At 64.7% G+C, this 26,110-nt stretch carries 26 protein-coding genes and 1 tRNA gene; 3 read left to right on the top strand and 24 right to left on the bottom strand.

Going from position 1 to position 26,110, the window contains the following annotated elements; all coding sequences use genetic code 11:
* Positions 1-41 precede the first annotated feature (41 nt).
* The gene (locus HNP48_RS15180; protein ID WP_184858338.1) at positions 42-755 is read right to left on the bottom strand and encodes an ABC transporter ATP-binding protein; all 714 of its coding nucleotides are present in this window, start codon (positions 753-755) and stop codon (positions 42-44) included.
* A complete protein-coding gene (locus HNP48_RS15175) occupies positions 755-1,525 on the bottom strand; it encodes an ABC transporter ATP-binding protein (protein WP_184858336.1) in 771 nt (256 codons plus the stop codon). The genes HNP48_RS15180 and HNP48_RS15175 overlap by 1 nt, the downstream gene beginning before the upstream one ends.
* A gap of 396 nt (positions 1,526-1,921) precedes the next feature.
* On the opposite strand from HNP48_RS15175, the gene HNP48_RS15170 reads away from it, so the two are divergent.
* A complete protein-coding gene (locus HNP48_RS15170) occupies positions 1,922-3,736 on the top strand; it encodes an ABC transporter transmembrane domain-containing protein (protein WP_184858334.1) in 1,815 nt (604 codons plus the stop codon).
* 36 nt (positions 3,737-3,772) lie between these two features.
* Here the strand turns inward: HNP48_RS15170 and HNP48_RS15165 are convergent, their stop codons facing one another.
* The 22 genes from HNP48_RS15165 to rpsO form a co-directional block, all read right to left on the bottom strand.
* A complete protein-coding gene (locus HNP48_RS15165; protein ID WP_184858331.1) occupies positions 3,773-4,243 on the bottom strand; it encodes a DUF1178 family protein in 471 nt (156 codons plus the stop codon).
* Between the two features lie 44 nt (positions 4,244-4,287).
* Positions 4,288-4,593 carry a DUF2818 family protein gene (locus HNP48_RS15160; protein WP_184858329.1) on the bottom strand — a complete coding sequence of 102 codons (306 nt, stop codon included), beginning with the start codon at positions 4,591-4,593 and terminating at the stop codon, positions 4,288-4,290.
* Positions 4,594-4,618: 25 nt separating this feature from the next.
* Entirely contained in the window at positions 4,619-6,112 is a 1,494-nt protein-coding gene (gene nuoN / locus HNP48_RS15155) for an NADH-quinone oxidoreductase subunit NuoN (protein ID WP_184858327.1), read from the bottom strand.
* A gap of 24 nt (positions 6,113-6,136) precedes the next feature.
* A complete protein-coding gene (locus HNP48_RS15150; protein ID WP_184858325.1) occupies positions 6,137-7,612 on the bottom strand; it encodes an NADH-quinone oxidoreductase subunit M in 1,476 nt (491 codons plus the stop codon).
* 13 nt (positions 7,613-7,625) lie between these two features.
* Entirely contained in the window at positions 7,626-9,674 is a 2,049-nt protein-coding gene (gene nuoL / locus HNP48_RS15145; RefSeq protein WP_184858323.1) for an NADH-quinone oxidoreductase subunit L, read from the bottom strand.
* Between the two features lie 31 nt (positions 9,675-9,705).
* On the bottom strand, positions 9,706-10,014 hold the full coding sequence (gene nuoK, locus HNP48_RS15140) for an NADH-quinone oxidoreductase subunit NuoK (protein ID WP_005793248.1): 309 nt from the start codon (positions 10,012-10,014) through the stop codon (positions 9,706-9,708).
* Positions 10,011-10,679, bottom strand: a complete 669-nt coding sequence (locus tag HNP48_RS15135) for an NADH-quinone oxidoreductase subunit J (protein WP_184858321.1) — start codon at positions 10,677-10,679, stop codon at positions 10,011-10,013. The genes nuoK and HNP48_RS15135 overlap by 4 nt, the downstream gene beginning before the upstream one ends.
* 57 nt (positions 10,680-10,736) lie before the next feature.
* Positions 10,737-11,249: an NADH-quinone oxidoreductase subunit NuoI gene (nuoI, locus tag HNP48_RS15130; RefSeq protein WP_184858318.1), complete on the bottom strand. Its 513-nt coding sequence runs from the start codon at positions 11,247-11,249 to the stop codon at positions 10,737-10,739.
* A 12-nt stretch (positions 11,250-11,261) separates the two neighbouring features.
* Positions 11,262-12,344 carry an NADH-quinone oxidoreductase subunit NuoH gene (gene nuoH, locus HNP48_RS15125; protein WP_184858316.1) on the bottom strand — a complete coding sequence of 361 codons (1,083 nt, stop codon included), beginning with the start codon at positions 12,342-12,344 and terminating at the stop codon, positions 11,262-11,264.
* Positions 12,341-14,482 carry an NADH-quinone oxidoreductase subunit NuoG gene (gene nuoG / locus HNP48_RS15120; RefSeq protein ID WP_184858314.1) on the bottom strand — a complete coding sequence of 714 codons (2,142 nt, stop codon included), beginning with the start codon at positions 14,480-14,482 and terminating at the stop codon, positions 12,341-12,343. The genes nuoH and nuoG overlap by 4 nt, the downstream gene beginning before the upstream one ends.
* 15 nt (positions 14,483-14,497) lie before the next feature.
* A complete protein-coding gene (gene nuoF, locus HNP48_RS15115; protein ID WP_184858312.1) occupies positions 14,498-15,847 on the bottom strand; it encodes an NADH-quinone oxidoreductase subunit NuoF in 1,350 nt (449 codons plus the stop codon).
* Complete coding sequence (gene nuoE, locus HNP48_RS15110) at positions 15,844-16,353, bottom strand: NADH-quinone oxidoreductase subunit NuoE (RefSeq protein WP_184858310.1); 510 nt, start codon at positions 16,351-16,353, stop codon at positions 15,844-15,846. The genes nuoF and nuoE overlap by 4 nt, the downstream gene beginning before the upstream one ends.
* Positions 16,350-17,603, bottom strand: coding sequence for an NADH-quinone oxidoreductase subunit D (locus tag HNP48_RS15105; protein ID WP_184858307.1), 1,254 nt, complete (start codon positions 17,601-17,603; stop codon positions 16,350-16,352). Before HNP48_RS15105 ends, nuoE begins: the two co-directional genes overlap by 4 nt.
* A 27-nt stretch (positions 17,604-17,630) precedes the next feature.
* Positions 17,631-18,239, bottom strand: coding sequence for an NADH-quinone oxidoreductase subunit C (locus HNP48_RS15100; protein ID WP_184858305.1), 609 nt, complete (start codon positions 18,237-18,239; stop codon positions 17,631-17,633).
* A gap of 9 nt (positions 18,240-18,248) precedes the next feature.
* Complete coding sequence (locus HNP48_RS15095) at positions 18,249-18,728, bottom strand: NADH-quinone oxidoreductase subunit B family protein (RefSeq protein ID WP_007849129.1); 480 nt, start codon at positions 18,726-18,728, stop codon at positions 18,249-18,251.
* Between the two features lie 27 nt (positions 18,729-18,755).
* Entirely contained in the window at positions 18,756-19,115 is a 360-nt protein-coding gene (locus HNP48_RS15090) for an NADH-quinone oxidoreductase subunit A (protein ID WP_007849128.1), read from the bottom strand.
* Positions 19,116-19,188: 73 nt separating this feature from the next.
* Positions 19,189-19,273 (bottom strand) — tRNA-Leu (locus tag HNP48_RS15085).
* Between the two features lie 115 nt (positions 19,274-19,388).
* Entirely contained in the window at positions 19,389-19,763 is a 375-nt protein-coding gene (gene secG / locus HNP48_RS15080) for a preprotein translocase subunit SecG (RefSeq protein ID WP_184858304.1), read from the bottom strand.
* A 28-nt stretch (positions 19,764-19,791) separates the two neighbouring features.
* The gene (tpiA, locus tag HNP48_RS15075; RefSeq protein WP_184858302.1) at positions 19,792-20,553 is read right to left on the bottom strand and encodes a triose-phosphate isomerase; all 762 of its coding nucleotides are present in this window, start codon (positions 20,551-20,553) and stop codon (positions 19,792-19,794) included.
* A gap of 7 nt (positions 20,554-20,560) precedes the next feature.
* Positions 20,561-21,547, bottom strand: a complete 987-nt coding sequence (locus HNP48_RS15070) for an NAD(P)H-quinone oxidoreductase (RefSeq protein WP_184858300.1) — start codon at positions 21,545-21,547, stop codon at positions 20,561-20,563.
* 129 nt (positions 21,548-21,676) lie between these two features.
* Positions 21,677-23,899 (bottom strand): polyribonucleotide nucleotidyltransferase, encoded by a 2,223-nt coding sequence (gene pnp / locus HNP48_RS15065; RefSeq protein ID WP_184858298.1) that lies wholly within the window; start codon positions 23,897-23,899, stop codon positions 21,677-21,679.
* A 207-nt stretch (positions 23,900-24,106) separates the two neighbouring features.
* Positions 24,107-24,373: a 30S ribosomal protein S15 gene (gene rpsO / locus HNP48_RS15060; RefSeq protein WP_005793232.1), complete on the bottom strand. Its 267-nt coding sequence runs from the start codon at positions 24,371-24,373 to the stop codon at positions 24,107-24,109.
* Between the two features lie 382 nt (positions 24,374-24,755).
* Here rpsO and HNP48_RS15055 point away from each other — a divergent pair, with 382 nt between their 5' ends.
* Positions 24,756-25,403 carry a GspH/FimT family pseudopilin gene (locus tag HNP48_RS15055; RefSeq protein WP_260420243.1) on the top strand — a complete coding sequence of 216 codons (648 nt, stop codon included), beginning with the start codon at positions 24,756-24,758 and terminating at the stop codon, positions 25,401-25,403.
* A gap of 59 nt (positions 25,404-25,462) precedes the next feature.
* On the top strand, positions 25,463-26,110 hold the full coding sequence (pilV, locus tag HNP48_RS15050) for a type IV pilus modification protein PilV (protein ID WP_184858296.1): 648 nt from the start codon (positions 25,463-25,465) through the stop codon (positions 26,108-26,110).

Raw genomic sequence — 26,110 nt, 5'->3', positions numbered from 1 at the left:
GAATCGGGGGTGGGGTCTTCGCAAGGGGGCTGGAAGTCGGGTCAGACGCCCAGCAGCTCGGTGAGCACCGGCATCTTGGCGTCGAGCTCGGCGGCGCCGAACTGCTCGACGATGCGGCCATGCTCCATGACGTAGAAGCGGTCGGCCAGCGGTGCGGCAAAACGGAAGTTCTGCTCCACCATGACCACCGTGTAGCCCTTCTGGCGCAGCGTGGTGATCATGCGCGCCAGGGCCTGCACGATCACGGGCGCCAGGCCTTCGGAGATCTCGTCGAGCAGCAGCAGCTTGGCGCCGGTGCGCAGGATGCGGGCCACGGCCAGCATCTGCTGCTCGCCGCCGGACAGGCGCGTTCCCTGGCTGTTCTTGCGTTCGGCCAGGTTGGGGAACATGGCGTAGATCTCCTGCACCGACATGCCGGGCGTGCCGGTCTTGAGCGCGGGGGGCAAGAGCAGGTTCTCTTCGCACGAGAGGCTGGAGAAGATGCCGCGCTCTTCCGGGCAGTAGCCCACACCCAGGTGGGCAATGCGGTGCGTGGGCATGGCCACGGTCTCCACGCCGTTGATCCTGACCGAGCCCTTGCGTGCGCCCGTGAGGCCCATGATGGCGCGCATGGTCGTGGTGCGGCCAGCGCCATTGCGGCCCAGCAGGGTCACGACCTCGCCGGGCTGCACGACGATGTCCACGCCATGCAGTACATGGGACTCGCCGTACCAGGCTTCGAGGCCCTTGATTTCGAGTGCAGGTGCGCCAGCCATCAATGCGCTCCCTGGAGTTGGCCGTCGGTGGTGCCCATGTAGGCTTCCATCACTTGCGGGTTGTTCGATACCTCGGCGTACGGGCCTTCGGCCAGCACGGCGCCGCGCTGCAGCACCGTGATGCGGTCGGCAATGGTGGAGACCACCTTCATGTTGTGCTCCACCATCAGGATGGTGCGGCCGGCCGAGACCTTCTTGATGAGCTGGGTGACGCGGTCCACGTCCTCGTGGCCCATGCCCTGGGTGGGCTCGTCGAGCAGCATGAGTTCGGGCTCCATGGCCAGCGTGGTGGCGATCTCCAGCGCGCGCTTGCGGCCATAGGGCAGGTTCACGGTGACCTCGTCGGCCACATCGGCCAGGCCGACTTCGGTCAGGAGTTGCATGGCGCGCTCATCGAGCTGGTGCAGGCTGCGCTCGCTGCGCCAGAAGTGGAACGAGGTGCCGAGCTTGCGCTGCAGGCCCAGGCGCACGTTCTCCATCAGCGTGAGGTGCGGGAACACCGCCGAGATCTGGAACGAGCGGATGACACCGCGGCGCGCGATCTGCGCGGGCTGTTCGCGCGTGATGTCATGGCCGTTGAACCGGATGGCGCCCGATGTGGGCGTGAGGAACTTGGTCAGCAGGTTGAAACAGGTGGTCTTGCCCGCGCCATTGGGGCCGATCAGCGCATGGATGGAGCCCCGGCGCACGGCCAGGTTCACATCGCTGACGGCGGTGAAGCCCTTGAACTCTTTGGTCAGGCTGGTGGTTTCGAGGATGACGTCGCTCATGCGCCTTGGCTTGCTCCGTTGTGTGCGGGGTGGAGAAAGAAGCCGGGTGGCGGCACAGTCTCCATGCGTGCTTATCTTTTTTGGTGCAACGCATCGTATGCGGGGGGAGCGGTCAGCAGATACTGGGACTAATGCCTATGTATAAACGCCTAGGTGACAGTGCGGGGCTGCACGCGGGGTGCCGAAGGCATGCTCGTATACCCGGATACCTCCTCGGAAACCAGGCGCCACCAGCCCGCGCGGCACCGCCCAAGTGACCCGCCCCGGAAAGGTCCAAGGCTGACTTTTTACTGACTGGTAGATACGCCCTGCGCAGGTGCGAAAACCTGTAACGGCCTGCAAGAAGCCACTCGGTACGCGCCCACGCGCGGGCCGCCATCACCCTACACTGGGTGCATGGCGTCCACCCCCTCCTCCCCTGCCCGCGGCGCGCCGCGCTCCCTGACTGGCCTGCTGCCCTTTCTGCGCCCCTACAGCGGGCGCATTGCGCTGTCCCTGGTGTTTCTGGTGCTTGCGGCATTGGCCACGCTGGCCTTTCCCATCGCGCTGCGCACGCTGGTCGATGGCGGCCTGGTCAGCACCGACAAAGGCGCGCAGGCGATGGCGCTGCGCGACCATTTCGAGGCCCTGTTCGCCGTGGCCATTGCCCTGGGCGTGTTCTCGGCCGCGCGCTTTTACATGGTGAGCTGGCTGGGCGAGCGCGTGACAGCCGACCTGCGCAATGCCGTGTACAGCCATGTGCTGCAGCAAAGCCCGCAGTTCTTCGAGACCACGCAGACCGGAGAAGTGCTCTCGCGGCTGACGGCCGACACGACCCTGGTGCAGACCGTCGTGGGCTCATCGCTGTCGATGGGGCTGCGCAATGCCGTCATGGGCATCGGCGCACTGGCCATGCTGGTGTGGACCAACCCCTATGTGATGTCCTGGGTGTTGCTGGCCATCGTGCTCGTGGTCGTGCCCACGATGTGGATCGGGAGGCGTGTGCGGCGCCTGTCGCGCGACAGCCAGGACCGCGTGGCCGATTCGAGTGCCATTGCGGCCGAGGTGCTCAACGCCATTCCCGTGGTGCAGAGCTACACCGCCGAGCCGCGCGAAGCGCAGCGCTTCGCGCTGGCCACCGAGAACGCTTTCCAGGTGGCCGTGCGCCGAACCCTGTCGCGCGCGGTGCTGGTGGCCTTCATCATCATCGCCAACGCCGCCCTGCTGCTCTGGGGCCTGTACCAAGGCACGCAGGCGGTGCTGGCTGGTCAGATGACGGCCGGCCACCTGGGGCAGACCGTGGTCTATGTGATCCTGCTCGCGGGCGCCGTGGCCGTGCTCGGCGAGGTCTACGGGGACTTGCTGCGTGCAGCGGGTGCCACCGAGCGATTGATGGAACTGCTGGGCAGCCGTTCGCCCGTGGCCGAACCTGCCAGCCCGGCCGCCCTGCCCTCCACGGGCCGGGGCCTGGCGGTGCAGTTCGGCCAGGTGAACTTCCGCTACCCGTCGCGCCCGGACCAGCCGGCGCTGCAGGATTTCGACCTGCAACTGGCGGCTGGCGAAACCGTGGCCCTGGTGGGCGCGAGCGGCGCGGGCAAGACCACGGTGTTCCAATTGCTGCAGCGCTTCTATGACGTGGCGCAACCCGCTGCGGGCGGGCAGGATGGTGCCATCCGCCTGAATGGCACGGACATCCGCACCCTGCCGCTGGCCGAGCTGCGCTCGCACATCGGCGTGGTGCCGCAGGATGCGGTGATCTTCTCTTCCTCGGCGATGGAGAACATCCGCTATGGCCGTCCCGGTGCCACGGATGAAGAGGTGGTGGCCGCCGCACGCTCGGCTTTTGCGCACGACTTCCTGACGGCCCTGCCCGAAGGCTATGGCACCTTTCTGGGCGAGCGCGGCGTACGGCTGTCGGGCGGCCAGCGCCAGCGCATCGCCATCGCGCGCGCCATGCTCAAGAACCCGCCCTTGCTGCTGCTCGACGAGGCCACCAGCGCGCTGGATGCCGAGAGCGAGCGCATGGTGCAGGCCGCCCTGGACACGGCCATGCAGCGCCACACGGGCCAGCGCACCACGCTCGTGATCGCGCACCGCCTGGCCACGGTGCAGAACGCCGACCGCATCGTGGTGCTGGAGCATGGCCGCATCGTGGAGCAAGGCACGCATGCTGCCTTGATCGCCGCCAATGGGACCTATGCGCGCCTGGCGGCGCTGCAGTTCACGGCGTGATTGCGGCGCGGGGCGCGCGCATGCGCCCCGCTGCCGTTAGTGCAGGGTTTCCTTGGCAGCCACCGGCAGGGGCAGTGGCAGCACGGCGATGCCTTCGTCCAGCAGTTGCGCAGCCTCGTCGGGCGTGGCCTGGCCGCGGATGGCGCGCTCTTCGGTCTCACCATGGTGCATGCGGCGGGCTTCGTCGGCAAAGCGCACGCCCACGTCCTCGGTGTTGGCTGCGATCTTGCGCGCCAGCTCCATCCAGGCGGCCTGCAGGGCCGGAGGCAGGGCCACGGAGTCCTGGCCCGGAGAAGTCGCAGCCGCGGTCGGCTTGCCTGCGGGGGCTGCTGGCGGCTTGGCCCCCAGGTTCAGGCGCGGGGCGCTCAGGCCCTTGGAGATGCTCGAATCGCCACAGAACGGGCACTGCACCAGCCCGCGCTGGTTCTGGCTTTGGAAATCGTCTTCCGAGGCGAACCAGCCTTCAAAGACATGGCCCGCGTGGCAGTGCAGGTCGAGCACTTTCATGGTCGAAAGATCCGCAGTGGAAGAAAGGAGCAAAGCGTACCCGCTCAGCCGTGGCGGCGCAGCAGGTAGCGGTAGACAAAGCCAGGGAAGGCCAGGGTCAGGAACAGTGTGCCGGTGATGGCGTAGAACTCCCAGCCCTGGGGAGCGATCTGCCCGGCCCTGCGCTCAAGCAACAGGGCCAGCCCGCCGACCAGGAAATAGGCCAGCACCAGTTCGGCCAGGCGGAACGCCAGACCCTTCTTCGGCTGGGCCACCGGCCCCACCACCAGCCAGCGCTGGTTGGCGAAAGGCAGGTTGGCGGCGATGAAGGCCGCCACGATCACCAGCCAGATGGAGCCGGTCAGGGACATGGAAGCCGTCCTGCAGCTGCGGCGGTCAGGTCGCCAGGGCGCGCACCACGGCTTCGGCGCACAGGGCCATCAGGCCGCCGGGCAAGAGGCCGAGCACCAGCACCAGGGCGCCGTTGATGGTGAGCACCACGCGCACGTCCACGGGGGCCGAGACGCTGGTGGCCGTGAGCGGTGCATCGAAGTACATGACCTTGACGACGCGCAGGTAGTAGAAGGCGCCGATCAGCGACATGATGACCGCGAACACCGCCAGGGCGATGTAGGCTGCCTGGCCCGAGGCCACCAGGGCCTGCAGCACCGACAGCTTGGCGTAGAAGCCGACCATGGGCGGGATGCCGGCCATGGAGAACAGGCACACGGCCATCACGGCGGCGTACAGCGGGCTGCGCTGGTTCAGGCCGGCGAAGTCGGCGATCTCTTCGCTCTCGAAGCCTTCGCGGGCCAGCAGCAGGATCACGCCGAAGGCAGCCAGGGTGGTCAGCACATAGCTCACCACGTAGAACATGGAGGCGCTGTAGGCGTTCTCGACGGCGGCGGCTTCCACGTTGCCGTTGACCACGCCGGACATCAGGCCCAGCAGCACGAAGCCCATCTGCGAGATGGTCGAGTAGGCCAGCATGCGCTTGAGGTTGGTCTGGGCGATGGCCGCCAGGTTACCCACCAGCAGCGAGCCGATGGCCAGCACACCGAGCATCTGCTGCCAGTCGATGGCCAGGGGCAGCAGGCCGTCCACCAGCAGGCGGATGGTGATGGCGAACGCCGCCAGCTTGGGCGCGCCACCGATCATCAGCGTGATGGCCGTGGGAGCGCCTTGGTAGACGTCGGGGATCCACATGTGGAAAGGCACGACACCGAGCTTGAACGCCAGGCCGGCGACCACGAACACCAGGCCGAACACCAGCACCTGGTGGCGGATCTGGCCGGAGTTGACGGCCTTGAACACCTGGCCGATATCGAGCGAGCCCGTGGCGCCGTAGACCATGGACAGGCCGTACAGCAGGAAGCCGCTGGCCATGGCGCCGAGCACGAAGTACTTCATGGCGGCTTCGGTGGCGGTGGCATTGTCGCGGCGCAGGGCCACCAGGGCGTAGCTCGACAGGGTCAGCAGCTCCAGACCCAGGTAGAGCATGAGGAAGTTGTTGCCCGAGATCATGATGAACATGCCCAGGAGCGCAAACATCGACAGCGTGAAGATCTCGCCGCCGCGCATCATGTCGCGGTCGGCCGCGTAGGGGCGGCCATAGACCAGGGTGACCATCACGGCCACGGTGGCAAAGCACTTGAGCCAGTTGCCCATGGCGTCGCTGACCACCATATTGCCAAAGCCGTAGAAGGTGCTGCCGGTGCTGGCGTACATGGCCTGCAGGGCGGCCACCAGGGCCAGGGTGAGCATGGTCAGCACGTAGGTGGCCGTGCGGCGGGGGCTCTTGACGCCCAGGTCCACGAGCGCGATCACGCAGCCCATGACCAGGAGCACGATCTCGGGGTAAATCGCTAGCCAGCTGATGTTGTCAATCATCTCGAATCTCTCTGTTCAGTCTGGTCAGTTCAGCTTGGACAGCGCCACATGCTTGAGCAGTTCCGCGACCGAGGTGTCCATCACGTCCGTGAAGGGGCGTGGGTACAGGCCCATGGCCAGCACGGCGATCGCCAGCAGCGACATCACGAAGAACTCGCGGCTGTTGATGTCGGTCAGCTCTTTGACGTGGTCGTTGGCCACGGGGCCCAGGTACACGCGCTTGAACATCCACAGGGTGTAGGCAGCGCCGAAGATCAGGGCCGTGGCCGAGGCCAGGCCGATCCAGAAGTTGGCCTTGGTCGCGCCCAGGATCACCATCCACTCGCCCACGAAGCCAGCGGTGCCCGGCAGGCCGCAGTTGGCCATGGCGAACAGCAGCGCAAAGGCCGTGAAGTTGGGCATGGTGTTGACCACGCCGCCGTAGGCTGCGATTTCACGGGAGTGCACGCGGTCGTACAGCACGCCGATGGACAGGAACATCGCGCCCGAGACAAAGCCGTGGGCAATCATCTGCACCAGGCCGCCGGAGACGCCCAGGTCGTTGAAGATGAAGAAGCCCAGGGTCACGAAGCCCATGTGCGCCACGGACGAGTAGGCCACCAGTTTCTTCATGTCCTTCTGGACCATGGCCACCAGGCCCACATAGATCACGGCGATCAGCGACAGCGCGATCATCAGCCAGGCCCATTCGCGCGAAGCGTCGGGGGCGATGGGCATGGAGAAACGCAGGAAGCCGTAGGCACCGAGCTTCAGCATGATGGCTGCCAGCACGGCAGAGCCGCCGGTGGGCGCTTCCACGTGTACGTCGGGCAGCCAGGTGTGCACCGGCCACATCGGCACCTTCACCGCGAAGGCCGCGAAGAAGGCGAAGAACAGCAGGGTCTGGGCTGTGGCGCTCAGGGGCAGCTTGTGCCAGGTGGCGATGTCGAAGCTGCCGCCGGACTGGTTGTACAGGAAGATCAGCGCGATCAGCATCAGCAGCGAGCCGAGCAGCGTGTACAGGAAGAACTTGAACGCCGCGTAGATCTTGTTGGGACCGCCCCAGATACCGATGATCAGGTACATCGGGATCAGCGTGGCTTCGAAGAACACGTAGAACAGGATGCCGTCGAGCGCGCTGAACACGCCGATCATCAGGCCCGACAGGATCAGGAACGCGCCCATGTACTGGTTCACGCGCTCGGTGATGGCCTCCCACGAGGCGATCACCACGATCACGGTGATGAAGGCCGTGAGCGGCACGAACCAGAAGGAGATGCCGTCCACGCCCAGGTGGTAGTGCACGTTGAAGCGTTCGATCCACTCGAACTTCTCGACGAACTGCATGGCCGCGGTACCGAGCTTGAAGCCCTGGTAGAGCGGGATCGTGACGATGAAGCCGATGACCGACCCCAGCAGCGCCAGCCAGCGCACGGCCGGAGCATGCTCGTCGCGGCCGAGCGCGAGCAGCACCGCGCCGAAGGCGATCGGCACCCAGATGGCAAGACTCAACAGACCCATTTTGTTGTTTTCCTTATTTCTTGATGAGCTGCATGAAGACATCGCCCCAGACGAACCAGGTCATCAGAGCAAACACACCGAGGATCATCACCAGGGCATAGTGGAAGATGAAGCCGGTCTGCACCCAGCGCACCACGCCAGCGACGCCGCGCACGAGCTTCCAGGAGCCGTTGACCAGCGCGCCATCGATGATGGCCTGGTCGCCGCCCTTCCACAGGCCAGTACCCAGGGCACGCGCACCGCGCGCCAGGATGTTCTCGTTGATCCAGTCGAGGTAGTACTTGTTCTCGAACAGGGTGTAGATCGGCATGCACATGCGCTTGATGGCCGCCGGCAGGGCCGGGTTCACCATGTACATGTAGTACGACAGGGCCACGCCGGCGGCGGCCAGCCAGAACGGCGCGGTCTGCAGGCCGTGCAGGGCCATGCCCACGGGGCCGTGGAAGATCTCGGCCAGCTTGGCCATGGCGGGGTGCTTGGCCGCGTCGACGAAGATCACGTCCTTGAAGAAGTCGCCGAACAGCATGGGCTGGATGAACAGGAAGCCCACCACCACCGAAGGGATCGCCAGCAGCACCAGCGGCACCGTCACCACCCAGGGCGACTCGTGCGGATCGTGGCTGTGGTGGTCGTCATGGCCGTGGCCATGGTGGTCGTCATGGTGTGCATCGGGGTTCTGGTCGAAGCGCTCCTTGCCGTGGAAGACCAGGAAGTACATGCGGAACGAGTAGAACGCGGTGACGAACACGCCGGCGAGCACGGCGAAGTGCGCGAAGTGCGCCGCCGGCAGGTGGCTGAAGTGCACGGCCTCGATGATGCTGTCCTTGGAGTAGAAGCCCGAGAACAGGGGCGTACCGATCAGCGCCAGCGAGCCCAGCAGCGAGGTGATCCAGGTGATGGGCATGTACTTGCGCACGCCGCCCATCCAGCGGATGTCCTGGTTGTGGTGCATGCCCATGATGACCGAGCCGGCACCGAGGAACAGCAGGGCCTTGAAGAAGGCGTGGGTCATCAGGTGGAACACGGCGACCGAGTAGGCCGAGGCGCCCAGCGCAACGGTCATGTAACCGAGCTGCGACAGCGTGGAGTAGGCCACCACGCGCTTGATGTCGTTCTGGATGATGCCCAGGAAACCCATGAACAGCGCCGTGATGGAGCCGACGATCAGGATGAGGTTGAGGGCCGTGTCCGACAGCTCGAACAGCGGCGACATGCGCGACACCATGAAGATGCCGGCGGTCACCATGGTGGCCGCGTGGATCAGCGCCGAGATGGGGGTCGGGCCTTCCATCGAGTCGGGCAGCCAGACGTGCAGCGGGAACTGGGCGGACTTGCCCATGGCGCCGATGAACAGGCAGATGCAGATCACGGTGATCAGCATCCAGTCGGTGCCGGGGAACGGCAGGCCGCCGAGCTCGCCCGACTTGGCGAAGATCTCGCTGTAGTTCAGGGTGCCGGTGTAGGCGGCGATCAGGCCGATGCCCAGGATGAAGCCGAAGTCACCCACGCGGTTGACCAGGAAGGCCTTCATGTTGGCGAAGATCGCCGTGGGCTTGTTGAACCAGAAGCCGATCAGCAGGTAGGACACCAGGCCCACGGCTTCCCAGCCGAAGAACAGCTGCAGCAGGTTGTTGCTCATGACCAGCATGAGCATGGAGAAGGTGAACAGCGAGATGTAGGCAAAGAAGCGGTTGTAGCCCTCGTCCTCTTCCATGTAGCCGATGGTGTAGATGTGCACCATCAGCGACACGAAGGTCACCACCACCATCATCATGGCGGTGAGGCTGTCGATCAGGAAGCCCACTTCCATCTTCAGGCCGCCCACCACCATCCAGGTGTAGAGCGTCTCGTTGAAGCGCGCGCCATCGACCGCCACGCTCTTGAGCGTCATGGCCGACAGGATGAACGCCACCAGCACGCCCAGGATGGTCAAGGTGTGGCTCAGCCGGCGGCCGATCCAGTTGCCGCCGAAGGTCGTGCCGAAGATGCCGGCCAGCAGTGCGCCCGCCAGCGGTGCCAGCGGCACGGCCAGGAGCGTTGAAGCAGAGAGGGTTTGACTCATTCTTGAGAACCTTGGGAATTCGGGTGGCTCATCAACCCTTGAGGGTGTTGAGGTCTTCCGCGTTGATGCTGGACTTGTTGCGGAACAGCAGCACCAGAATGGCCAGGCCGATGGCCGACTCGGCCGCGGCCACCGTCAGGATGAAGAACACGAACACCTGTCCGTGCATGTCACCCAGGTAGTGCGAGAACGCCACGAAGTTCATGTTCACGGCCAGCAACATCAGCTCGATGGCCATGAGCAGCACGATCAGGTTCTTGCGGTTCAGGAAGATGCCGATCACCGCGAGCGCGAACAGCATCGCGCCCAGCGAAAGAAAATGTCCCAGGGTCAATGTCATGGCTTCTTCTCCTCGGCGGCGGGCTCGGCCGGTACTTCGGCGGCCGGCTTTTGCGTGGCGGCGACCTTGACCACTTCGAGGCGGTCGGCGGCACGCACGCGGATCTGCTCGGATGGGCTGATGGCCTTGCTGTCCTTGCGCTGGCGCAGGGTCAGGGCGATGGCGGCGATCATGGCCACCAGCAGGATCACGGCAGCGATTTCAACGGGGTACAGGTACTGGGTGTACAGCAGCTTGCCCAGTTCCTTGGTATTGGAGTACTGCACGACCTTGCCGGCCGCGTCGACCACGACCGCTGCGGCCTTGGGTTCTTCCATGCCGCGGAAGCCGCCCATCAGCACGGCAGCCATTTCCAGCGCGATCAGCGCGCCCACGAAGGCCGCGAGCGGGAAATGCTTCCAGAAGCCCTTGCGCACGGAGTCGATGTGGATGTCCAGCATCATCACCACGAACAGGAACAGCACCATCACCGCGCCCAGGTACACCAGCACCAGGGCAATGGCCAGGAACTCGGCCTTGAGCAGCAGCCACACGGCCGCGGCCTGCGAGAAAGCCAGGATGAGGTAGAGCACCGCATGCACGGGGTTGCGCGCGGTGATCACCCGGAAGGCTGCAAACAGCAGCACGACCGAGAAGAGGTAGAAGAAACCAGTCTTGGCGTCCATGAATCAGGTCTTTATAGAAAGTCTGGCGACGGGATGGATGGGATCGCGACCGCTCACTCAGCGGTACTTGGCGTCCGCAGCCTTGGCTGCGGCAATCTCACCCTCGTACTTGTCACCGACGGCCAGAAGCATGTCCTTGGTGAAATACAGGTCGCCACGCTTTTCGCCGTGGTATTCGAAGATGTGCGTCTCGACGATGGAGTCGACCGGGCAGCTCTCTTCGCAGAAGCCGCAGAAGATGCACTTGGTCAGGTCGATGTCGTAGCGCGTGGTGCGGCGCGAGCCGTCGCTGCGCACATCGGATTCGATGGTGATGGCCATGGCGGGGCACACGGCCTCGCACAGCTTGCAGGCAATGCAGCGCTCTTCGCCGTTGTCGTAACGGCGCAGCGCATGCAGGCCGCGGAAACGCGGCGACAAAGGTGTCTTCTCTTCAGGGAACTGCACGGTCACCTTGCGGCGAAACGCGTAGCGGCCCGTCAGGGCCATGCCCTTGAAGAGCTCCACGAGCAGAAAGCTCTTGAAGAAATCCTTGAACGAAAAAGGTGCGGCAGCAACAGCAGCAGTCATGTGTGTCCCCGCTTACTTCCAGATATTCCATGGCGAGAGCAACCACCCGCCGACGATGAGCAGCCACACCAGGGTGACCGGAATGAAGATCTTCCAACCCAGGCGCATGATCTGGTCATAGCGGAAGCGGGGGAAGGTGGCGCGGATCCAGATGAACATGGACACCACAAGGAAGGTCTTGATGCCCAGCCAGATCCAGCCCGGGATCCAGTTGAACAGCGCGCTGTCGATGGGCGACAGCCAGCCGCCCAGGAACATCAGCGCCGCCAGGATGGACACCAGCCACATGCTGGCGTATTCGGCCAGGAAGAAGATGGCAAAGCCCATGCCCGAGTACTCGACCATGTGGCCGGCCACGATTTCGGCTTCGCCTTCGACCACGTCGAAGGGGTGGCGGTTGGTTTCGGCCACGCCGGAGATCAGGTACACCAGGAAGATGGGCAGCAGCGGCAGCCAGTTCCAGGACAGGAAGACCAGGCCCTTGTCGGCAGCCATGCCCTTGCCCTGCGACATCACGATCTCGGTCAGGTTCATGCTGCCCGAAACCATGATCACCACCAGGAAGCAAAAGCCCATGGCGATTTCATAGCTCACCATCTGCGCCGAGGCGCGCAGCGCGCCCAGGAAGGCGTACTTGGAGTTCGATGCCCAGCCGGCGATGATCACGCCATAGACTTCGATGGAGGTAATCGCCATCACCAGCAGCAGGCCGGCGTTGACGTTGGCCAGGGCCACATCGGGGCCGAAGGGAATCGCCACCCAGGCAGCCAGCGCCGGCATGATGGCCATCAGCGGGCCCAGCACGAACAGGCCCTTGCTCGCGGCCGCGGGCTGGATGATTTCCTTGGTCATCAGCTTCAGGCCGTCGGCCAGAGGCTGCAGCAGGCCCATGGGACCCACCCGGTTGGGGCCATGGCGCACTTGCATGAAACCGAGGAGCTTGCGCTCCCACAGCGTGAGGTAGGCCACCGCGCCCATCAGGGGCGCGACGATCACGACGATCTTGAGCAGGATCCAGAGCACCGGCCAGGCCGCAGCCGTCCACCAGCCGAACGGCAGGAGGTTGAGCCCCCCGTTGTACAGCGCGTCAATCATGCGGGCACTCCTTCAGCGGCTGTGGCGGTGTTGCGGGCGTCGGCGGTCAGTTGCAGCGAGGTGGCGCGGCGCACCAGGCCATCGAGCTGGTAGATCGCGGCCACGGCAGGCTCACCCACGCTCGCAGCAGCCTGGGGCACCTGGCCCACGGCATTGGACAGCTGGTCCGCAGGCAGCATGGTCAGTTGGCCGGCAGGGGCGTTGGTGGCACGGGCCAGCACGTCCTGCGAGGTCTCGAAATCGAAGCCCGGCACGCCCAGCACGTTGGCCAGTACGCGCAGCACCTTCCAGGCGGGGCGCGTGTCGCCCAGCGGGCGCACCACGGCGTGGAAGCTCTGCAGGCGGCCTTCGGCGTTGACGAAACTGCCCGAGGTTTCGGTGAACGGGGCGATGGGCAGCAGCACGTCGCTGATGTCCATGTTGGCCTTGAACGGGCTCAGGGTCACGACCATCTGGGCCTGGCCGATGGCGGCAGCCGCCTGGGCGCCGTTGGCGGCGTCGAAGGCCGGCTCGGTGTTGAGCAGCAGCACGGCCTTGAGGCCGCCGGCCAGCATCTGGCCTGCGTTCAGGCCGTTGCCCACAGGGCGTGCACCCGCGAACTGGGCACCCACGGTGTTGGCGGCTTCGGTGAGGTAGCCCACGGTGGCGCCGGTCTGCTCCCCGATCCAGTTGGCCAGGGCCAGCAGTTGCGTGGCCTGGCCATGGTGCGCGGCGGCATTGCCCAACAGCACGGCCTTGCGCTCACCACCCAGCAGCGAGCGGGCGATGGCCAGCGCGGCTTCAGTGGCGGTGCCGGCCTGTGCCGGTGCGGCCACACCCTTTTCCTGGGCCACGGCGGCAGCGATGCTGCCCAGGGCCTGCAGCCATTGGCCTGCGCCCTGCAGCAGCGAGTGCTTCACGGGCAGGGCCCAGTCGGCCAGGGCCGAGTCGACCACGCTGACCTGGCAGCCATGGCGCGCGGCCTGGCGGATGCGCTGTGCGAACAGCGGATGGTCCTTGCGCAGGTTGGAGCCCACGACCAGCACGCGCTGCAGCGTGGACAGCGAGGCGATGGACGTGCCCAGCCAGCGGGCACCTTCGTAGGTGGCGAATTCGGCGTTGCGCAGGCGGTAGTCGATGCTGTCGCTGCCCAGGCCGCGCACCAGCGCGGAGGCCAGGTACAGCTCTTCCAGCGTGCTGTGCGGGCTCACCAGGGCGCCGATGCTGTTGGCGCCATGGTCGTTCTTGATGTTCTTGAGGCCGTTGGCCACGTACTCGAGCGCGGTCTGCCAGTCGACGGTCTTCCAGACGCCGCCCTGCTTGAGCATGGGCTGGGTTAGGCGCTCGTCGCTGTTGAGCGATTCGTACGAGAAACGGTCGCGGTCGGCGATCCAGCACTCGTTGACGGCTTCGTTCTCGAACGGAACGACGCGCATGACCTTGTGGTTCTTGACCTGGACGATCAGGTTGGCACCGGTGGAGTCGTGCGGGCTGACCGAGCGGCGGCGCGACAGTTCCCAGGTGCGGGCGCTGTAGCGGAATGGCTTGCTCGTGAGCGCGCCCACGGGGCAGATGTCGATCATGTTGCCCGACAGCTCGGAGTCCACGGTATCACCCACCACGGTGGTGATCTCGGAGTGCTCGCCGCGGTGGATCATCCCCAGCTCCATCACGCCGGCCACTTCCTGGCCGAAGCGCACGCAGCGGGTGCAGTGGATGCAGCGGCTCATCTCTTCCATGGAGATCAGCGGGCCCACGTCCTTGTGGAAGACCACGCGCTTTTCTTCCTCGTAGCGCGAGGAGGAGCCGCCGTAGCCCACGGCCAGGTCCTGCAGCTGGCACTCACCGCCCTGGTCGCAGATGGGGCAATCCAGCGGGTGGTTGATGAGCAGGAATTCCATGACCGACTGCTGGGCCTTGATGGCCTTGTCGCTCTTGGTGCGCACGATCATGCCCTGCGTCACGGGCGTGGCGCAGGCTGGCATGGGCTTGGGGGCTTTTTCCACGTCCACCAGGCACATGCGGCAGTTGGCGGCGATGGAAAGCTTCTTGTGGTAGCAGAAGTGGGGGATGTAGGTGCCGGCCTTCTCGGCTGCATGCATCACCATGCAGCCTTCGGCGACTTCTACCTTCTGCCCGTCGAGTTCGATTTCAACCATATGCGTTTCTCGCGATCAGGCGGCAGCCTGAGGGGTCTCTTTGCGGATCAGCGCTTCGAATTCCGGACGGAAGTGCTTGATCATGGCGCGCACCGGCATGGCCGCTGCGTCACCCAGCGCGCAGATGGTGCGGCCCTGGATGTTGTCCGCCACCGAATTGAGCAGGTTCAGGTCGCCATCGCGTCCCTGGCCATGCTGGATCCGGTCGATCACGCGCCACATCCAGCCCGTGCCTTCGCGGCACGGCGTGCACTGGCCGCAGGACTCGTGCGAGTAGAAATAAGACAGGCGCAGCAGGCTCTCGACCATGCTGCGGGAATCGTCCATCACGATCACGGCACCCGAGCCCAGCATGGAGCCGGCCTTGGCGATGGAGTCGTAGTCCAGCGTGCATTCCATGATGATGGAAGCGGGCAGCACCGGGGAGGACGAGCCGCCCGGGATCACGGCCTTGAGCTGGCGGCCCTTGCGCACGCCACCGGCCAGTTCGAGCAGCTTGGCAAACGGCGTGCCCATGGGCACTTCGTAGTTGCCGGGCTTTTCCACGTCGCCCGAGACCGAGAAGATCTTGGTGCCGCCGTTGTTGGGCTTGCCGCACTCCAGGTAGGCCTGGCCACCGTTGCGGATGATCCACGGCACGGCCGCGAAGGTCTCGGTGTTGTTGATGGTGGTGGGCTTGCCGTACAGGCCGAAGCTCGCTGGGAACGGCGGCTTGAAGCGCGGCTGGCCCTTCTTGCCTTCGAGCGATTCGAGCAGCGCGGTTTCTTCGCCGCAGATGTAGGCGCCGAAGCCGTGCGCGGCATGCAGCTGGAAGCTGAAGTTGCTGCCCAGGATCTTGTCGCCCAGGTAGCCGGCGGCACGCGCCTCTTCGAGCGCTTCCTCGAAGCGGTCGTAGGTCTGGAAGATTTCGCCGTGGATGTAGTTGTAGCCCACGGAGATGCCCATCGCGTAGGCCGCGATGATCATGCCTTCGATGACGATGTGCGGGTTGAACTGCAGGATGTCGCGGTCCTTGCAGGTTCCTGGCTCGCCTTCGTCGGAGTTGCACACCAGGTACTTCTGGCCGGGGAACGAGCGGGGCATGAAGCTCCACTTGAGGCCGGTGGGGAAGCCCGCACCGCCGCGGCCGCGCAGGCCCGATTCCTTGACGGTGGCGATCACCTGGTCCTGGGTCAGGCCTTCGCCTTCGCCCGTGGCCAGGATCTTGCGCAGCGCCTGGTAGCCGCCGCGCGCCTCGTAGTCCTTGATGCTCCAGTTCGTGCCATCCAGGCCCGCGTAGATCTGCGGGTTGATGTGGCGGTCGTGGAAGCAGGTCTGGACGCCGGTGGCCTGGAACTGCGAGAGGATCTGTGCGGCGGTGGTCATGCTTGTCCTTCCGCAGCGCGCAGGCCGTCCACCAACTGGTCAAGCTTGTCGTTGTCCATGAAGCTGCACATGGTGCGGTCGTTGACCAGCATCACGGGCGCATCGGCGCAGGCGCCCAGGCACTCGCACTGCTGCAGCGTGAACAGGCCATCGGCCGTGGTCTCGCCCATGGCCACGCCGAGCTTCTTCTCGAGGTGGTGCAGCGCCTTCTGGCCGTCGCGCAGTTGGCAAGGCAGGTTGGTGCAGACGTTGAGCTTGTACTTGCCCGTCGGCTGCTGGTTGTACATGTTGTAGAACGTGGTGACTTCGTGCACCGCGATCTGGGCCATGCCCAGGTAGTCGGCGATCACGGCCTCGCTCTCGGCGCTGACCCAGCCCTGCTCCTGCTGAACGATGGACAGGCAGGCCATCACGGCCGATTGCTTTTGCTCGGGCGGGTACTTGGCCACTTCGCGCGCGAAGCGCGCCAGCGTGGCCTCGGTGATCTTGGTATTGCTGCTGCTCATCGGTCGATCTCCCCGAACACGATATCCATGGTGCCGATGATGGCCACGGCGTCGGCGATCATGTGGCCGCGGGCCATCTCGTCCAGCGTGGCCAGGTGCGCGAAGCCCGGGGCACGGATCTTCAGGCGGTAGGGCTTGTTGGCGCCATCGCTCACCAGGTAGATGCCGAACTCGCCCTTGGGGTGCTCGACGGCGGCATAGGCCTCGCCTTCGGGCACGTGAAAACCTTCGGTGAAGAGCTTGAAATGGTGGATCAGCTCCTCCATGTTCGACTTCATGGATTCACGATCGGGCGCAGCCACCTTGTGGTTGTCGGTAATGACAGGACCGGGATTGGCGCGCAGCCAGTCCACGCACTGCTTGATGATGCGGTTGGACTCGCGCATCTCCTGCACACGCACGAGGTAGCGGTCATAGCAGTCGCCCGTCTTGCCCACCGGGATGTCGAAGTCCATGCGGTCGTAGACATCGTAGGGCTGGGTCTTGCGCAGGTCCCAGGCGATGCCGGAGCCGCGGATCATGGGGCCGGTCATGCCCAGGTTGAGCGCGCGCTCGGGTGGCACCACGCCGATGCCCACGGTGCGCTGCTTCCAGATGCGGTTCTCGGTGAGCAGGGTCTCGTACTCGTCCACGCAGCCCGGGAAGCGCTTGGTGAAGTCGTCGATGAAGTCCAGCAGCGAACCCTGGCGGTTCTGGTTCATGGCCTCCAGGGCCTTGGCGTTCTTGATCTTGCTGACCTTGTACTGCGGCATGCTGTCCGGCAGGTCGCGGTAGACGCCACCCGGACGGAAGTAGGCCGCATGCATGCGCGCGCCGGAGACGGCTTCGTACATGTCGAACAGGTCTTCGCGCTCGCGGAAGGTGTAGATCAGGATGGTGGAGCTGCCGCAGTCGTTGCCGTGCGAACCCAGCCACATCAGGTGGTTGAGCAGGCGCGTGATCTCGGAGAACATCACGCGGATGTACTGCGCACGCACGGGCACTTCCAGGCCCAGCAGCTTCTCGATGGCCAAGCAGTAGGCGTGCTCGTTGGACATCATGGACACGTAGTCCAGACGATCCATATAAGGCAGCGACTGGATGTAGGTCTTGTGCTCGGCCAGCTTTTCAGTGGCGCGGTGCAAGAGGCCGATGTGCGGGTCGGCGCGCTGGACGACTTCGCCGTCGAGTTCGAGCACCAGGCGCAGCACGCCGTGCGCTGCCGGGTGCTGCGGTCCGAAGTTCAGGGAGTAGTTCTTGATTTCAGCCATGGTGGTTCACGTGGGGCGCGCGGCGCCTCAGTGCAGGCCTCCGTACTTGTCTTCGCGGATGATGCGCGGCGTGATCTCGCGCGGCTCGATCGAGACGGGCTCGTAGACCACCCGGCGCTGCTCGGTGTCGTAGCGCATCTCGACATGGCCGGACAGCGGGAAGTCCTTGCGGAAGGGGTGGCCGATGAAGCCGTAGTCGGTCAGGATGCGGCGCAGGTCGTTGTGGCCGTCGAACACGATGCCGAACAGATCGAAGGCCTCGCGCTCGTACCAGTTGGCGGAGTTCCAGAGCTCGGAGACCGAGGCCACGACCGGGAAATCGTCGTCGGCGCAGAACACCTTGACGCGCAGGCGCTGGTTCAGGCTGACCGACAGCAGGTGCGAGACCACGCAGTAGCGCGCGCCTTCGTTGACCTCGTCGGCATAGGCCGAGTAGTCCACGCCGCACAGGTCGACCAGCTGCTCGAACTGGCAGCCGGGCGCATCGCGCAACTGCTGCATGGCAGCCAAGTAGTCGGCAGCGGAGACGGTGACGGTGACCTCACCGAGGGCCACCTGGATCTTGCGAACCTTGTCGCCCAGCACGGCAGCAACGGTTTCCTGGATTTTTTCAGGGCGAATGGCAACAGATGTCATCGTCAACCCTCAGACGCGCGCAATGGTGTTGGTGCGGCGGATCTTCTGCTGCAGCTGGATGATGCCGTAGATCAGCGCTTCGGCCGTGGGCGGGCAGCCTGGCACGTAGACATCCACGGGCACGATGCGGTCGCAGCCGCGCACCACGGAGTAGCTGTAGTGGTAGTAGCCGCCGCCGTTGGCGCACGAACCCATGGACAGTACCCAGCGGGGCTCGGACATCTGGTCGTACACCTTGCGCAGCGCGGGCGCCATCTTGTTGCACAGCGTGCCGGCCACGATCATCAGATCGGACTGGCGGGGGCTGGCGCGAAACACTTCGGCGCCGAAGCGGCCGATGTCGTAGCGGGCAGCCGCCGCGTGCATCATTTCGACAGCGCAGCAGGCCAGACCGAAGGTCATGGGCCAGAGCGAGCCGGTCTTGGCCCAATTCACCACGGAGTCATAGCTCGTGGTGATGAAGCCTTCCTTCATCACGCCTTCAATCATTGCATCAGTCCTTGTTGAAGCCCGCTGTCATTCCCAGTCGAGGGCGCCCTTTTTCCACTCGTAGGCAAAGCCCACGACGAGGATCGTCAGGAAGATCACCACGGCAACGAAACCGGCAGCGCCCACCTCGTGCAGCGTGACCGCCCACGGGAAAAGGAACGCGATTTCGAGGTCGAACAGGATGAAGAGAATGGCGACGAGGTAGTAGCGCACGTCGAACTTCATGCGCGCATCCTCGAAGGCTTCGAAGCCACACTCGTAGGGAGAATTCTTGGCGTCGTCCGGGCGGTTGGGACCGAGGACATATCCGATGACCAGGGGCACGACGCCAACGGCGATGCCGACCAGGATGAACAAGAGGACGGGGAGGTACTGATCGAGGTTCATCTGGAGGATGTGCTCACCGCTGTGGCCTGGCCCGACTTGACCCTGGGCAGGTCAAGCGGGGAGGCCTTTGTTTTGGTGCCGTCGGCGAGACTCGAACTCGCACAGCTTTCGCCACTACCCCCTCAAGATAGCGTGTCTACCAATTTCACCACGACGGCTGGATGTATGTGCCTGGATGGCATGAGGAACCTTGCGGTTTTGGCTTTCCAGACAATCCAGGATTCTACTCCGTAAAAACCCTGCTTCGCGGAACAGGGCCCAAATTAGTGCAGATTATTTGGTCGGGATCTGCGCCGCACCGGAAGCCGGCACCACAGGCACAGGAATCGCTGCAGGGGCTGCACCCGACGCCGCAGGCGCAGGCGAAGCCGCTGCAGGCGCTTCGAGCACGCTGCCAGAACTGGCGGGGCGCGCATTGCCGAAGTATGCCAGAGCCAGCGTGGCGGCGAAGAACACGGCGGCCAGAACCGCCGTGGTGCGCGACAGGAAGTTGGCACTGCCGCTGGCGCCGAACAGGCTGCCCGAACTGCCACTGCCAAAGGCCGCCCCCATGTCGGCGCCCTTGCCGTGCTGGATCAGGATCAAGCCGATCATTCCCAGCGCGGTCAGCATCTGCACCGCCAGAATCACATTCACGATCACATTCATTCTCTGTTCACTCCTGATTTGGATAACTTCAGGCGCGGCCCACAGAGGCCGCCCCCATGATCTGCAAGAAATCGGCCGCCTTGAGCGAGGCGCCGCCCACCAGGCCACCATCGATGTCCGGCTGCGCCAGCAGTTCGGCCGCGTTCGCGGCATTCATGCTGCCGCCATAGAGCAGGTGCACACGCTCGGCATGCCCGCTGGCCAGGGCCAGCTGTGCGCGCAGCACGGCGTGCACCGCCTGGGCCTGCGCGGGCGTGGCCGTGCGGCCCGTGCCGATGGCCCAGACCGGCTCATAGGCCACCACGATCTCGCTGATGCAGTGGCCATTGAGGTGGATCACCGCAGCCAGCTGGCGCTTGACGACTGCCTCGGTCTCGCCGGCATCGCGCTCGGCCAGGGTTTCACCCACACAGACGATGGGCGTGACGCCCAGCGCCAGCGCGCGCTGCGCCTTGATGGCGACCACGGCATCGGTCTCGCCATGGTACTGGCGGCGCTCGGAATGCCCCACCAGCACATAGCGCGCACCGAACTCCTTGAGCATGGCGGCCGACACCTCGCCGGTGTAGGCACCCTGCTCATGGGCCGATACATCTTGAGCCGCCAGTGCAATGCCCGAGCCAGCGACCAGGGCCTGCACCTGCGCCAGGTAAGGCGCCGGCACGGCCACCGCCACGTCGCATGGCGATGCAATGGCCGCCATGCCGTCGCGCAAGGCCTTGAGCAAGGCCTCGTTGGCAGCCAAGCCGCCGTTCATCTTCCAGTTGCCTGCGATGAGCTTCTTTTTCATGTTCCGTTCACCACGTCAAAACAATCTTGCCAATGTGCTGGTTGGACTCCATCAGCGCATGCGCCTGGGCCGCATCGGCCGCCACGAACGTGCTGTGGATGACCGGGCGCACGGTACCCGCCACCAGCAGGGGCCACACCCGCTCGCGCAGCGCGCGGGCGATGGCCCCCTTGAAGGCCACGGAGCGTGGACGCAGCGTGGAACCGGTGATGGTGAGCCGGCGGCGCAACACCAGGCCGGCATTGAGCTCGCTCTTGACCCCGCCCTGCACGGCGATGATGACAAGGCGGCCATCCTCGGCCAGGCACTCGACTTCGCGCGCGACATAGCCACCCGCGACCATGTCCAGCACCACATCCACCCCCTTGCCATCGGTGATGCGCTTCGCCTCGGCCACGAAGTCCTGGGACTTGTAGTTGATGGCGTGGTGCGCACCCAGGCCCAGGCAGGCCTGGCACTTGTCATCGCTGCCAGCGGTCGCGATCACGGTGGCACCCACGGCGCGCGCCAGCTGGATGGCCGTGACGCCAATGCCACTGGTGCCACCCTGGATCAGCAGGGTTTCACCGGCCTGCAGGCGGCCGCGGTCAAAGACATTGCTCCACACCGTGAAGAAGGTCTCAGGCAGCGAGGCCGCCTCGATGTCGCTGAAACCCGCCGGCACGGGCAGGCACTGCTCCACGGGCGCCACGCACCACTGGGCATAGCCGCCACCCGCCACCAGCGCACAGACGCGGTCGCCAATGGCCAGGCCCGCCTGGGCCATGGCCGCCGCATCACCCGCCTCCACCACGCCTGCCACTTCCAGACCCGGCAGGTCGGAGGTGCCAGGCGGGGGCGCGTAGTGGCCCATGCGCTGCAGCACATCGGGCCGATTGATGCCGCTGGCACCCACGCGTATCAGCAGCTCGCCGGCACCTGGAACGGGCACAGGACGCTCGCCCAGGCGCAGCACGTCCGGCGCGCCGAACGCGGAAATTTCCACCGCTTGCATAGGAGGGATTGTGGTCATCGGGGGACACCGGAGCTGCCGCCATCCTGCACACCTGCAGTGGCAGAAAAAGACGGCGGATCAGCCATTGAGCGGCCAATCACGCCATCCGCCGGCAGCATGCACTCCAGGTTATTGCTGCTGCTGTTGTTGCTGCTGTTGCTGATCCACAGGCTGGCGGTCACGGCCATGCTCGCGGTCGCGGCGGGGCTCGCGGTCACCGCGCTCTGCGGGCGCGGGACGGTCACTGAAGCCGCCTGCAGGGCGCTCGGCCAAGGCCTTCATGGACAGCTTGATGCGGCCCTTCTCGTCGGTTTCCATGACCTTGACCTTCACGATCTGGCCTTCGGTCAGGTAGTCGCCCACGCGCTCGACGCGCTCGTGCGCGATCTGGCTGATGTGCAGCAGGCCGTCCTTGCCGGGCAGCAGGTTGATCAGGGCACCGAAGTCCAGGATCTTGGTCACAGGGCCTTCGTAGACCTTGCCGATCTCGACTTCGGCCGTGATCTGCTCGATGCGGCGCTTGGCTTCGTCGGCCTTGGCAGCGTCGGTGGCGGCGATGGTGATGGTGCCGTCTTCCTCGATGTTGATCTGGCAGCCGGTCTCTTCGGTCAGCGCACGGATGACGGCGCCGCCCTTGCCGATCACGTCACGGATCTTCTCGGGGTTGATCTTCATGGTGTAGAGCTTGGGCGCGAAGTTCGAGACTTCGGCCTTGGCCTCACCCATGGCCTCCTGCATCTTGCCCAGGATGTGGATGCGGGCTTCCTTGGCCTGGGCCAGGGCGACCTGCATGATTTCCTTGGTGATGCCCTGGATCTTGATGTCCATCTGCAGGGCGGTGATGCCGGCGGTGGTACCGGCCACCTTGAAGTCCATGTCGCCCAGGTGGTCCTCATCGCCCAGGATGTCGGTCAGCACGGCAAAGCGGTTGGCGTCCTTGATCAGGCCCATGGCGATACCGGCCACATGCGCCTTCATGGGCACGCCGGCGTCCATCATCGACAGGCAGCCGCCGCAGACCGAAGCCATGGACGAGGAGCCGTTGGATTCGGTGATCTCCGAGACCACACGCACGGTGTAGGGGAACTCTTCCTTGGTCGGCAGCACGGCGACCAGCGCGCGCTTGGCCAGGCGGCCGTGGCCGATTTCGCGGCGCTTGGTGGAGCCCATGCGACCCACTTCGCCGGTGGCGAAGGGAGGCATGTTGTAGTGCATCATGAAGCGGTCTTCGTACTCGCCAGCCAGGGCGTCGATGCGCTGGGCATCGCGCTCGGTACCGAGCGTGGTCACGACCAGCGCCTGGGTTTCACCGCGCGTGAACAGGGCCGAGCCGTGGGCACGGGGCAGCACGCTGTTGCGGATCTCGATGGGGCGCACAGTGCGCGTGTCGCGGCCGTCAATGCGGGGCTCGCCGGCCAGGATCTGGCTGCGCACGATGCGCGCTTCGATGTCAAACAGCATGCCTTCGACCTTGACGGCGTCGAATTCCACACCTTCGGCCTTGAGGCCCGCCATCACGGCAGCGTAGGCTTCGCGGCAGGCTTGCGTGCGGCTTTGCTTGTTGCGGATCTGGTAGGCGGCAGACAGCTTGGCATCGGCCAGGGCGCCGACCTTGGCGATCAGGGCGTCGTCCTTGGCAGGAGGCTGCCAGTCCCACGCGGGCTTGCCAGCATCGCGCACCAGGTCATGGATGGCGTTGATGGCGATGTTGCCCTGCTGGTGGCCGAAGACCACGGCACCGAGCATGATTTCTTCGGACAGCTGCTGGGCTTCGGACTCCACCATCAGCACGGCGGCTTCGGTACCGGCCACGACCAGGTCCATCTGCGAGCTCTTGCGCGCGGTCTGACCGGGGTTGAGCACGTATTCGCCATTGATGTAGCCCACGCGGGCGGCACCGATGGGGCCGTTGAACGGGATGCCGGAGATGGCCAACGCAGCGCTGGTGGCGATCAGGGCAGCGATGTCAGCGTCCACTTCGGGGTTGAGCGACACGGTGTGGATCACCACGTGCACTTCGTTGAAGAAGCCTTCGGGGAACAGCGGGCGGATCGGGCGGTCGATCAGGCGGCTGGTCAGCGTCTCATGCTCGCTGGGCTTGGCTTCGCGCTTGAAAAAGCTGCCGGGGATCTTGCCGGCGGCATAGGTTTTCTCGATGTAGTCGACGGTCAGGGGGAAGAAGTCCTGGCCGGGCTTGGCCGACTTGGAACCCACCACGGTGGCCAGCACCACGGTGTCGTCGATGTTCACCAGCACGGCACCGGAGGCCTGGCGGGCGACTTCACCCGTTTCCATGACGACGGTCTTGTCGCCCCATTGGAAGGTCTTGGTGACTTTGTTGAAAATGCTCATGTTCAGCTCCTTTTGTTGTAGCTGGCAATGCAATGCCAGCGCGGCTTGGAGTGCAATTCAGAACACGATGCCATTCCAGCGGGCCTGACCCTGCAGCGGCGGCGGCAGGCCCGCTGGAATGACACAGCTTCGCTCTGTTTTGCGGCTCCGAAGTAAAAAACGCCTGAGCTAGCGGACTAACCCAGGCGTTTTTGCATGCGATGCAGCTTACTTGCGCAGACCCAGCTTGGCGATCAGCGCGGTGTAACGGTCGGCGTCCTTGGCCTTGAGGTAGTCCAGCAGCTTGCGACGACGGCTCACCATGCGCAGCAGGCCGCGGCGACCGTGGTGGTCCTTGGCATGCGTCTTGAAGTGGGGGGTCAGTTCGTTGATGCGGGCCGTCAGCAGGGCCACTTGCACTTCTGGGCTGCCGGTATCGTTGGCAGCACGGGCGTTGGCCTTGACGACTTCGGCCTTGATGGAGGATGCGATCATTTGGTTTTTTCCTTGGATGAGGCCTACGGCAGAGCGCCAAAGACCCCGGTTTTTACTTGCGCCACCCGCTGGAAAGGCCGATGGCGTGCGTCTTGCACCATGCAAAACCATCGGATTATAACCCGCACCCTGGAAGATGGGTCTTTTTGGCTTGCCGAAGCCCGCGGGGGCGCCCAGAATGCATCCAGAAACGCCCTCGGACGCAAGCGGCAAAATAGTCTCAATTGCAACGAAAAACACGAACAGCACGCACCGACAACCCGTAGCCATGTGGCGCCATGAAGGCGGCACCACCCCTCTGAGACACTGCTTTCGGCCGCTCGTCCCGGCTTCCATGCCACTGGTCAGCACGCCATGGTCACATCACATCCGGTCACCTAATATGAAAATCATGCAAGTACCGAGCCTTTACCGTCGATCAGCCACCCGCACACCCGGCGGAGCTGCGCATCCCAATGGCGGGTTTACGGCCATCGAGCTCATGGTCGTCGTGGCCATTGTGGCGATATTGAGCGCCCTGGTAGGGCCCAGCTTCAGACCCCTGATTGAACGCTGGCGGGTCCGCGATACGGCAGAAAGCATGACATCCACCATGTATCTGGCGCGATCGGAGGCCATCAAACGAGGTGGGAACGTCATCATCCAGAAGAAAGACAACAATGCCTCATTGACCTGCAACAACGGCGCCGGACCAACCCAATGGGGTTGCGGCTGGGAGGTGTTCTTCGACGCGAACAGCAATGGCTTGAAAGATCCCTGCAACCCGGCAATCCAGCCCAACGAATGCCCCCTGCAAGAAGTGCCCGAGCCTACCCGGGTGACAGTGAGCCTGGCAGGCAGTACGAGCAAAATCGTTGTAGACCGCTGGGGAATGGCCTCGCATTCGACGGGAGCCGGAGCAGGTGTTCCCACCAACCTGTTCTTTGCCATCACACCCGAAACCAAAACCATGACCGACATCAGTGCAGCCCGCCTGTGTGTCGGCACGGGGGGACGCATCATCCGCAAAAAAGGCAGCGAGGCATGCTGAACCTGCACCCACTTCCTGAATTCGTGAGAACCACCCGCTCCGGCCAAAGAGGATTTCCCATGCGCTCCGCCAACCTCCAACACCCTGATTCGCAGCGCGGCGTCAGCCTGATCGAGTCTCTGGTCGCCATCGCCATCATGTCCCTGGGCATCCTGGGCATCCTGGGCATCCAGATGCGCACCCTCACCGACACGTCGACCACGCTGCGCCGGGCGCAGGCGATCCGCTTGATTGAGGATTTGGGCGAACGCATGAAGACCAATCCGAATGCCCTGGCGGACTTGGGCACCTATGTCACGACATTCGCAGCAACCCCCACCGTAGGTACATGTGCCACCGGTTGTACCCATACGCAGTTGGCGACGTATGACTTGGCTGTCTGGAAAAAGGCCGTCCGCGACAACCTTCCCCTGGGCCAGGCCAGCATCTTCGTCCCCCCGGCCGAGACCGCCGTGGCAGCCGGGCAAAGGCGCCAATTGGGCGTGATGATCGCATGGCGCGAGAACGAGAGCGACCTCACTGCCGCCTACAAGGACAACATTGATGCCACCAAGGTTCGAGCAGCCGATGGCACCCTGAGCAATGGCGCAGGCTTTCAGTGCCCCGCCAACTTCACTTGCCACCTCCAGTACATCCCGGTCGCCGCCCGCTGCGCACCGTACGCGCCCGGCGGCAACACCACCATGTACTACTGCCCAGGGGTTTGA

Origin of the sequence: Acidovorax soli, from assembly GCF_014207955.1 — a bacterium.
Classification (GTDB): domain Bacteria; phylum Pseudomonadota; class Gammaproteobacteria; order Burkholderiales; family Burkholderiaceae_C; genus Acidovorax; species Acidovorax soli_A.
Note: the sequence above shows the minus strand (reverse complement) of the source record. Positions and strands in the feature narration are given on the sequence as shown.

What these genes read in the sequence shown, in the direction of transcription:
- HNP48_RS15180 (WP_184858338.1), bottom strand. Translation starts at nt 755, where the DNA reads ATGGCTGGCGCACCTGCACTCGAAATCAAGGGCCTCGAAGCCTGGTAC.
- HNP48_RS15175 (WP_184858336.1), bottom strand. Translation starts at nt 1,525, where the DNA reads ATGAGCGACGTCATCCTCGAAACCACCAGCCTGACCAAAGAGTTCAAG.
- HNP48_RS15170 (WP_184858334.1), top strand. Translation starts at nt 1,922, where the DNA reads ATGGCGTCCACCCCCTCCTCCCCTGCCCGCGGCGCGCCGCGCTCCCTG.
- HNP48_RS15165 (WP_184858331.1), bottom strand. Translation starts at nt 4,243, where the DNA reads ATGAAAGTGCTCGACCTGCACTGCCACGCGGGCCATGTCTTTGAAGGC.
- HNP48_RS15160 (WP_184858329.1), bottom strand. Translation starts at nt 4,593, where the DNA reads ATGTCCCTGACCGGCTCCATCTGGCTGGTGATCGTGGCGGCCTTCATC.
- nuoN (WP_184858327.1), bottom strand. Translation starts at nt 6,112, where the DNA reads ATGATTGACAACATCAGCTGGCTAGCGATTTACCCCGAGATCGTGCTC.
- HNP48_RS15150 (WP_184858325.1), bottom strand. Translation starts at nt 7,612, where the DNA reads ATGGGTCTGTTGAGTCTTGCCATCTGGGTGCCGATCGCCTTCGGCGCG.
- nuoL (WP_184858323.1), bottom strand. Translation starts at nt 9,674, where the DNA reads ATGAGTCAAACCCTCTCTGCTTCAACGCTCCTGGCCGTGCCGCTGGCA.
- nuoK (WP_005793248.1), bottom strand. Translation starts at nt 10,014, where the DNA reads ATGACATTGACCCTGGGACATTTTCTTTCGCTGGGCGCGATGCTGTTC.
- HNP48_RS15135 (WP_184858321.1), bottom strand. Translation starts at nt 10,679, where the DNA reads ATGGACGCCAAGACTGGTTTCTTCTACCTCTTCTCGGTCGTGCTGCTG.
- nuoI (WP_184858318.1), bottom strand. Translation starts at nt 11,249, where the DNA reads ATGACTGCTGCTGTTGCTGCCGCACCTTTTTCGTTCAAGGATTTCTTC.
- nuoH (WP_184858316.1), bottom strand. Translation starts at nt 12,344, where the DNA reads ATGATTGACGCGCTGTACAACGGGGGGCTCAACCTCCTGCCGTTCGGC.
- nuoG (WP_184858314.1), bottom strand. Translation starts at nt 14,482, where the DNA reads ATGGTTGAAATCGAACTCGACGGGCAGAAGGTAGAAGTCGCCGAAGGC.
- nuoF (WP_184858312.1), bottom strand. Translation starts at nt 15,847, where the DNA reads ATGACCACCGCCGCACAGATCCTCTCGCAGTTCCAGGCCACCGGCGTC.
- nuoE (WP_184858310.1), bottom strand. Translation starts at nt 16,353, where the DNA reads ATGAGCAGCAGCAATACCAAGATCACCGAGGCCACGCTGGCGCGCTTC.
- HNP48_RS15105 (WP_184858307.1), bottom strand. Translation starts at nt 17,603, where the DNA reads ATGGCTGAAATCAAGAACTACTCCCTGAACTTCGGACCGCAGCACCCG.
- HNP48_RS15100 (WP_184858305.1), bottom strand. Translation starts at nt 18,239, where the DNA reads ATGACATCTGTTGCCATTCGCCCTGAAAAAATCCAGGAAACCGTTGCT.
- HNP48_RS15095 (WP_007849129.1), bottom strand. Translation starts at nt 18,728, where the DNA reads ATGATTGAAGGCGTGATGAAGGAAGGCTTCATCACCACGAGCTATGAC.
- HNP48_RS15090 (WP_007849128.1), bottom strand. Translation starts at nt 19,115, where the DNA reads ATGAACCTCGATCAGTACCTCCCCGTCCTCTTGTTCATCCTGGTCGGC.
- secG (WP_184858304.1), bottom strand. Translation starts at nt 19,763, where the DNA reads ATGAATGTGATCGTGAATGTGATTCTGGCGGTGCAGATGCTGACCGCG.
- tpiA (WP_184858302.1), bottom strand. Translation starts at nt 20,553, where the DNA reads ATGAAAAAGAAGCTCATCGCAGGCAACTGGAAGATGAACGGCGGCTTG.
- HNP48_RS15070 (WP_184858300.1), bottom strand. Translation starts at nt 21,547, where the DNA reads ATGCAAGCGGTGGAAATTTCCGCGTTCGGCGCGCCGGACGTGCTGCGC.
- pnp (WP_184858298.1), bottom strand. Translation starts at nt 23,899, where the DNA reads ATGAGCATTTTCAACAAAGTCACCAAGACCTTCCAATGGGGCGACAAG.
- rpsO (WP_005793232.1), bottom strand. Translation starts at nt 24,373, where the DNA reads ATGATCGCATCCTCCATCAAGGCCGAAGTCGTCAAGGCCAACGCCCGT.
- HNP48_RS15055 (WP_260420243.1), top strand. Translation starts at nt 24,756, where the DNA reads ATGAAAATCATGCAAGTACCGAGCCTTTACCGTCGATCAGCCACCCGC.
- pilV (WP_184858296.1), top strand. Translation starts at nt 25,463, where the DNA reads ATGCGCTCCGCCAACCTCCAACACCCTGATTCGCAGCGCGGCGTCAGC.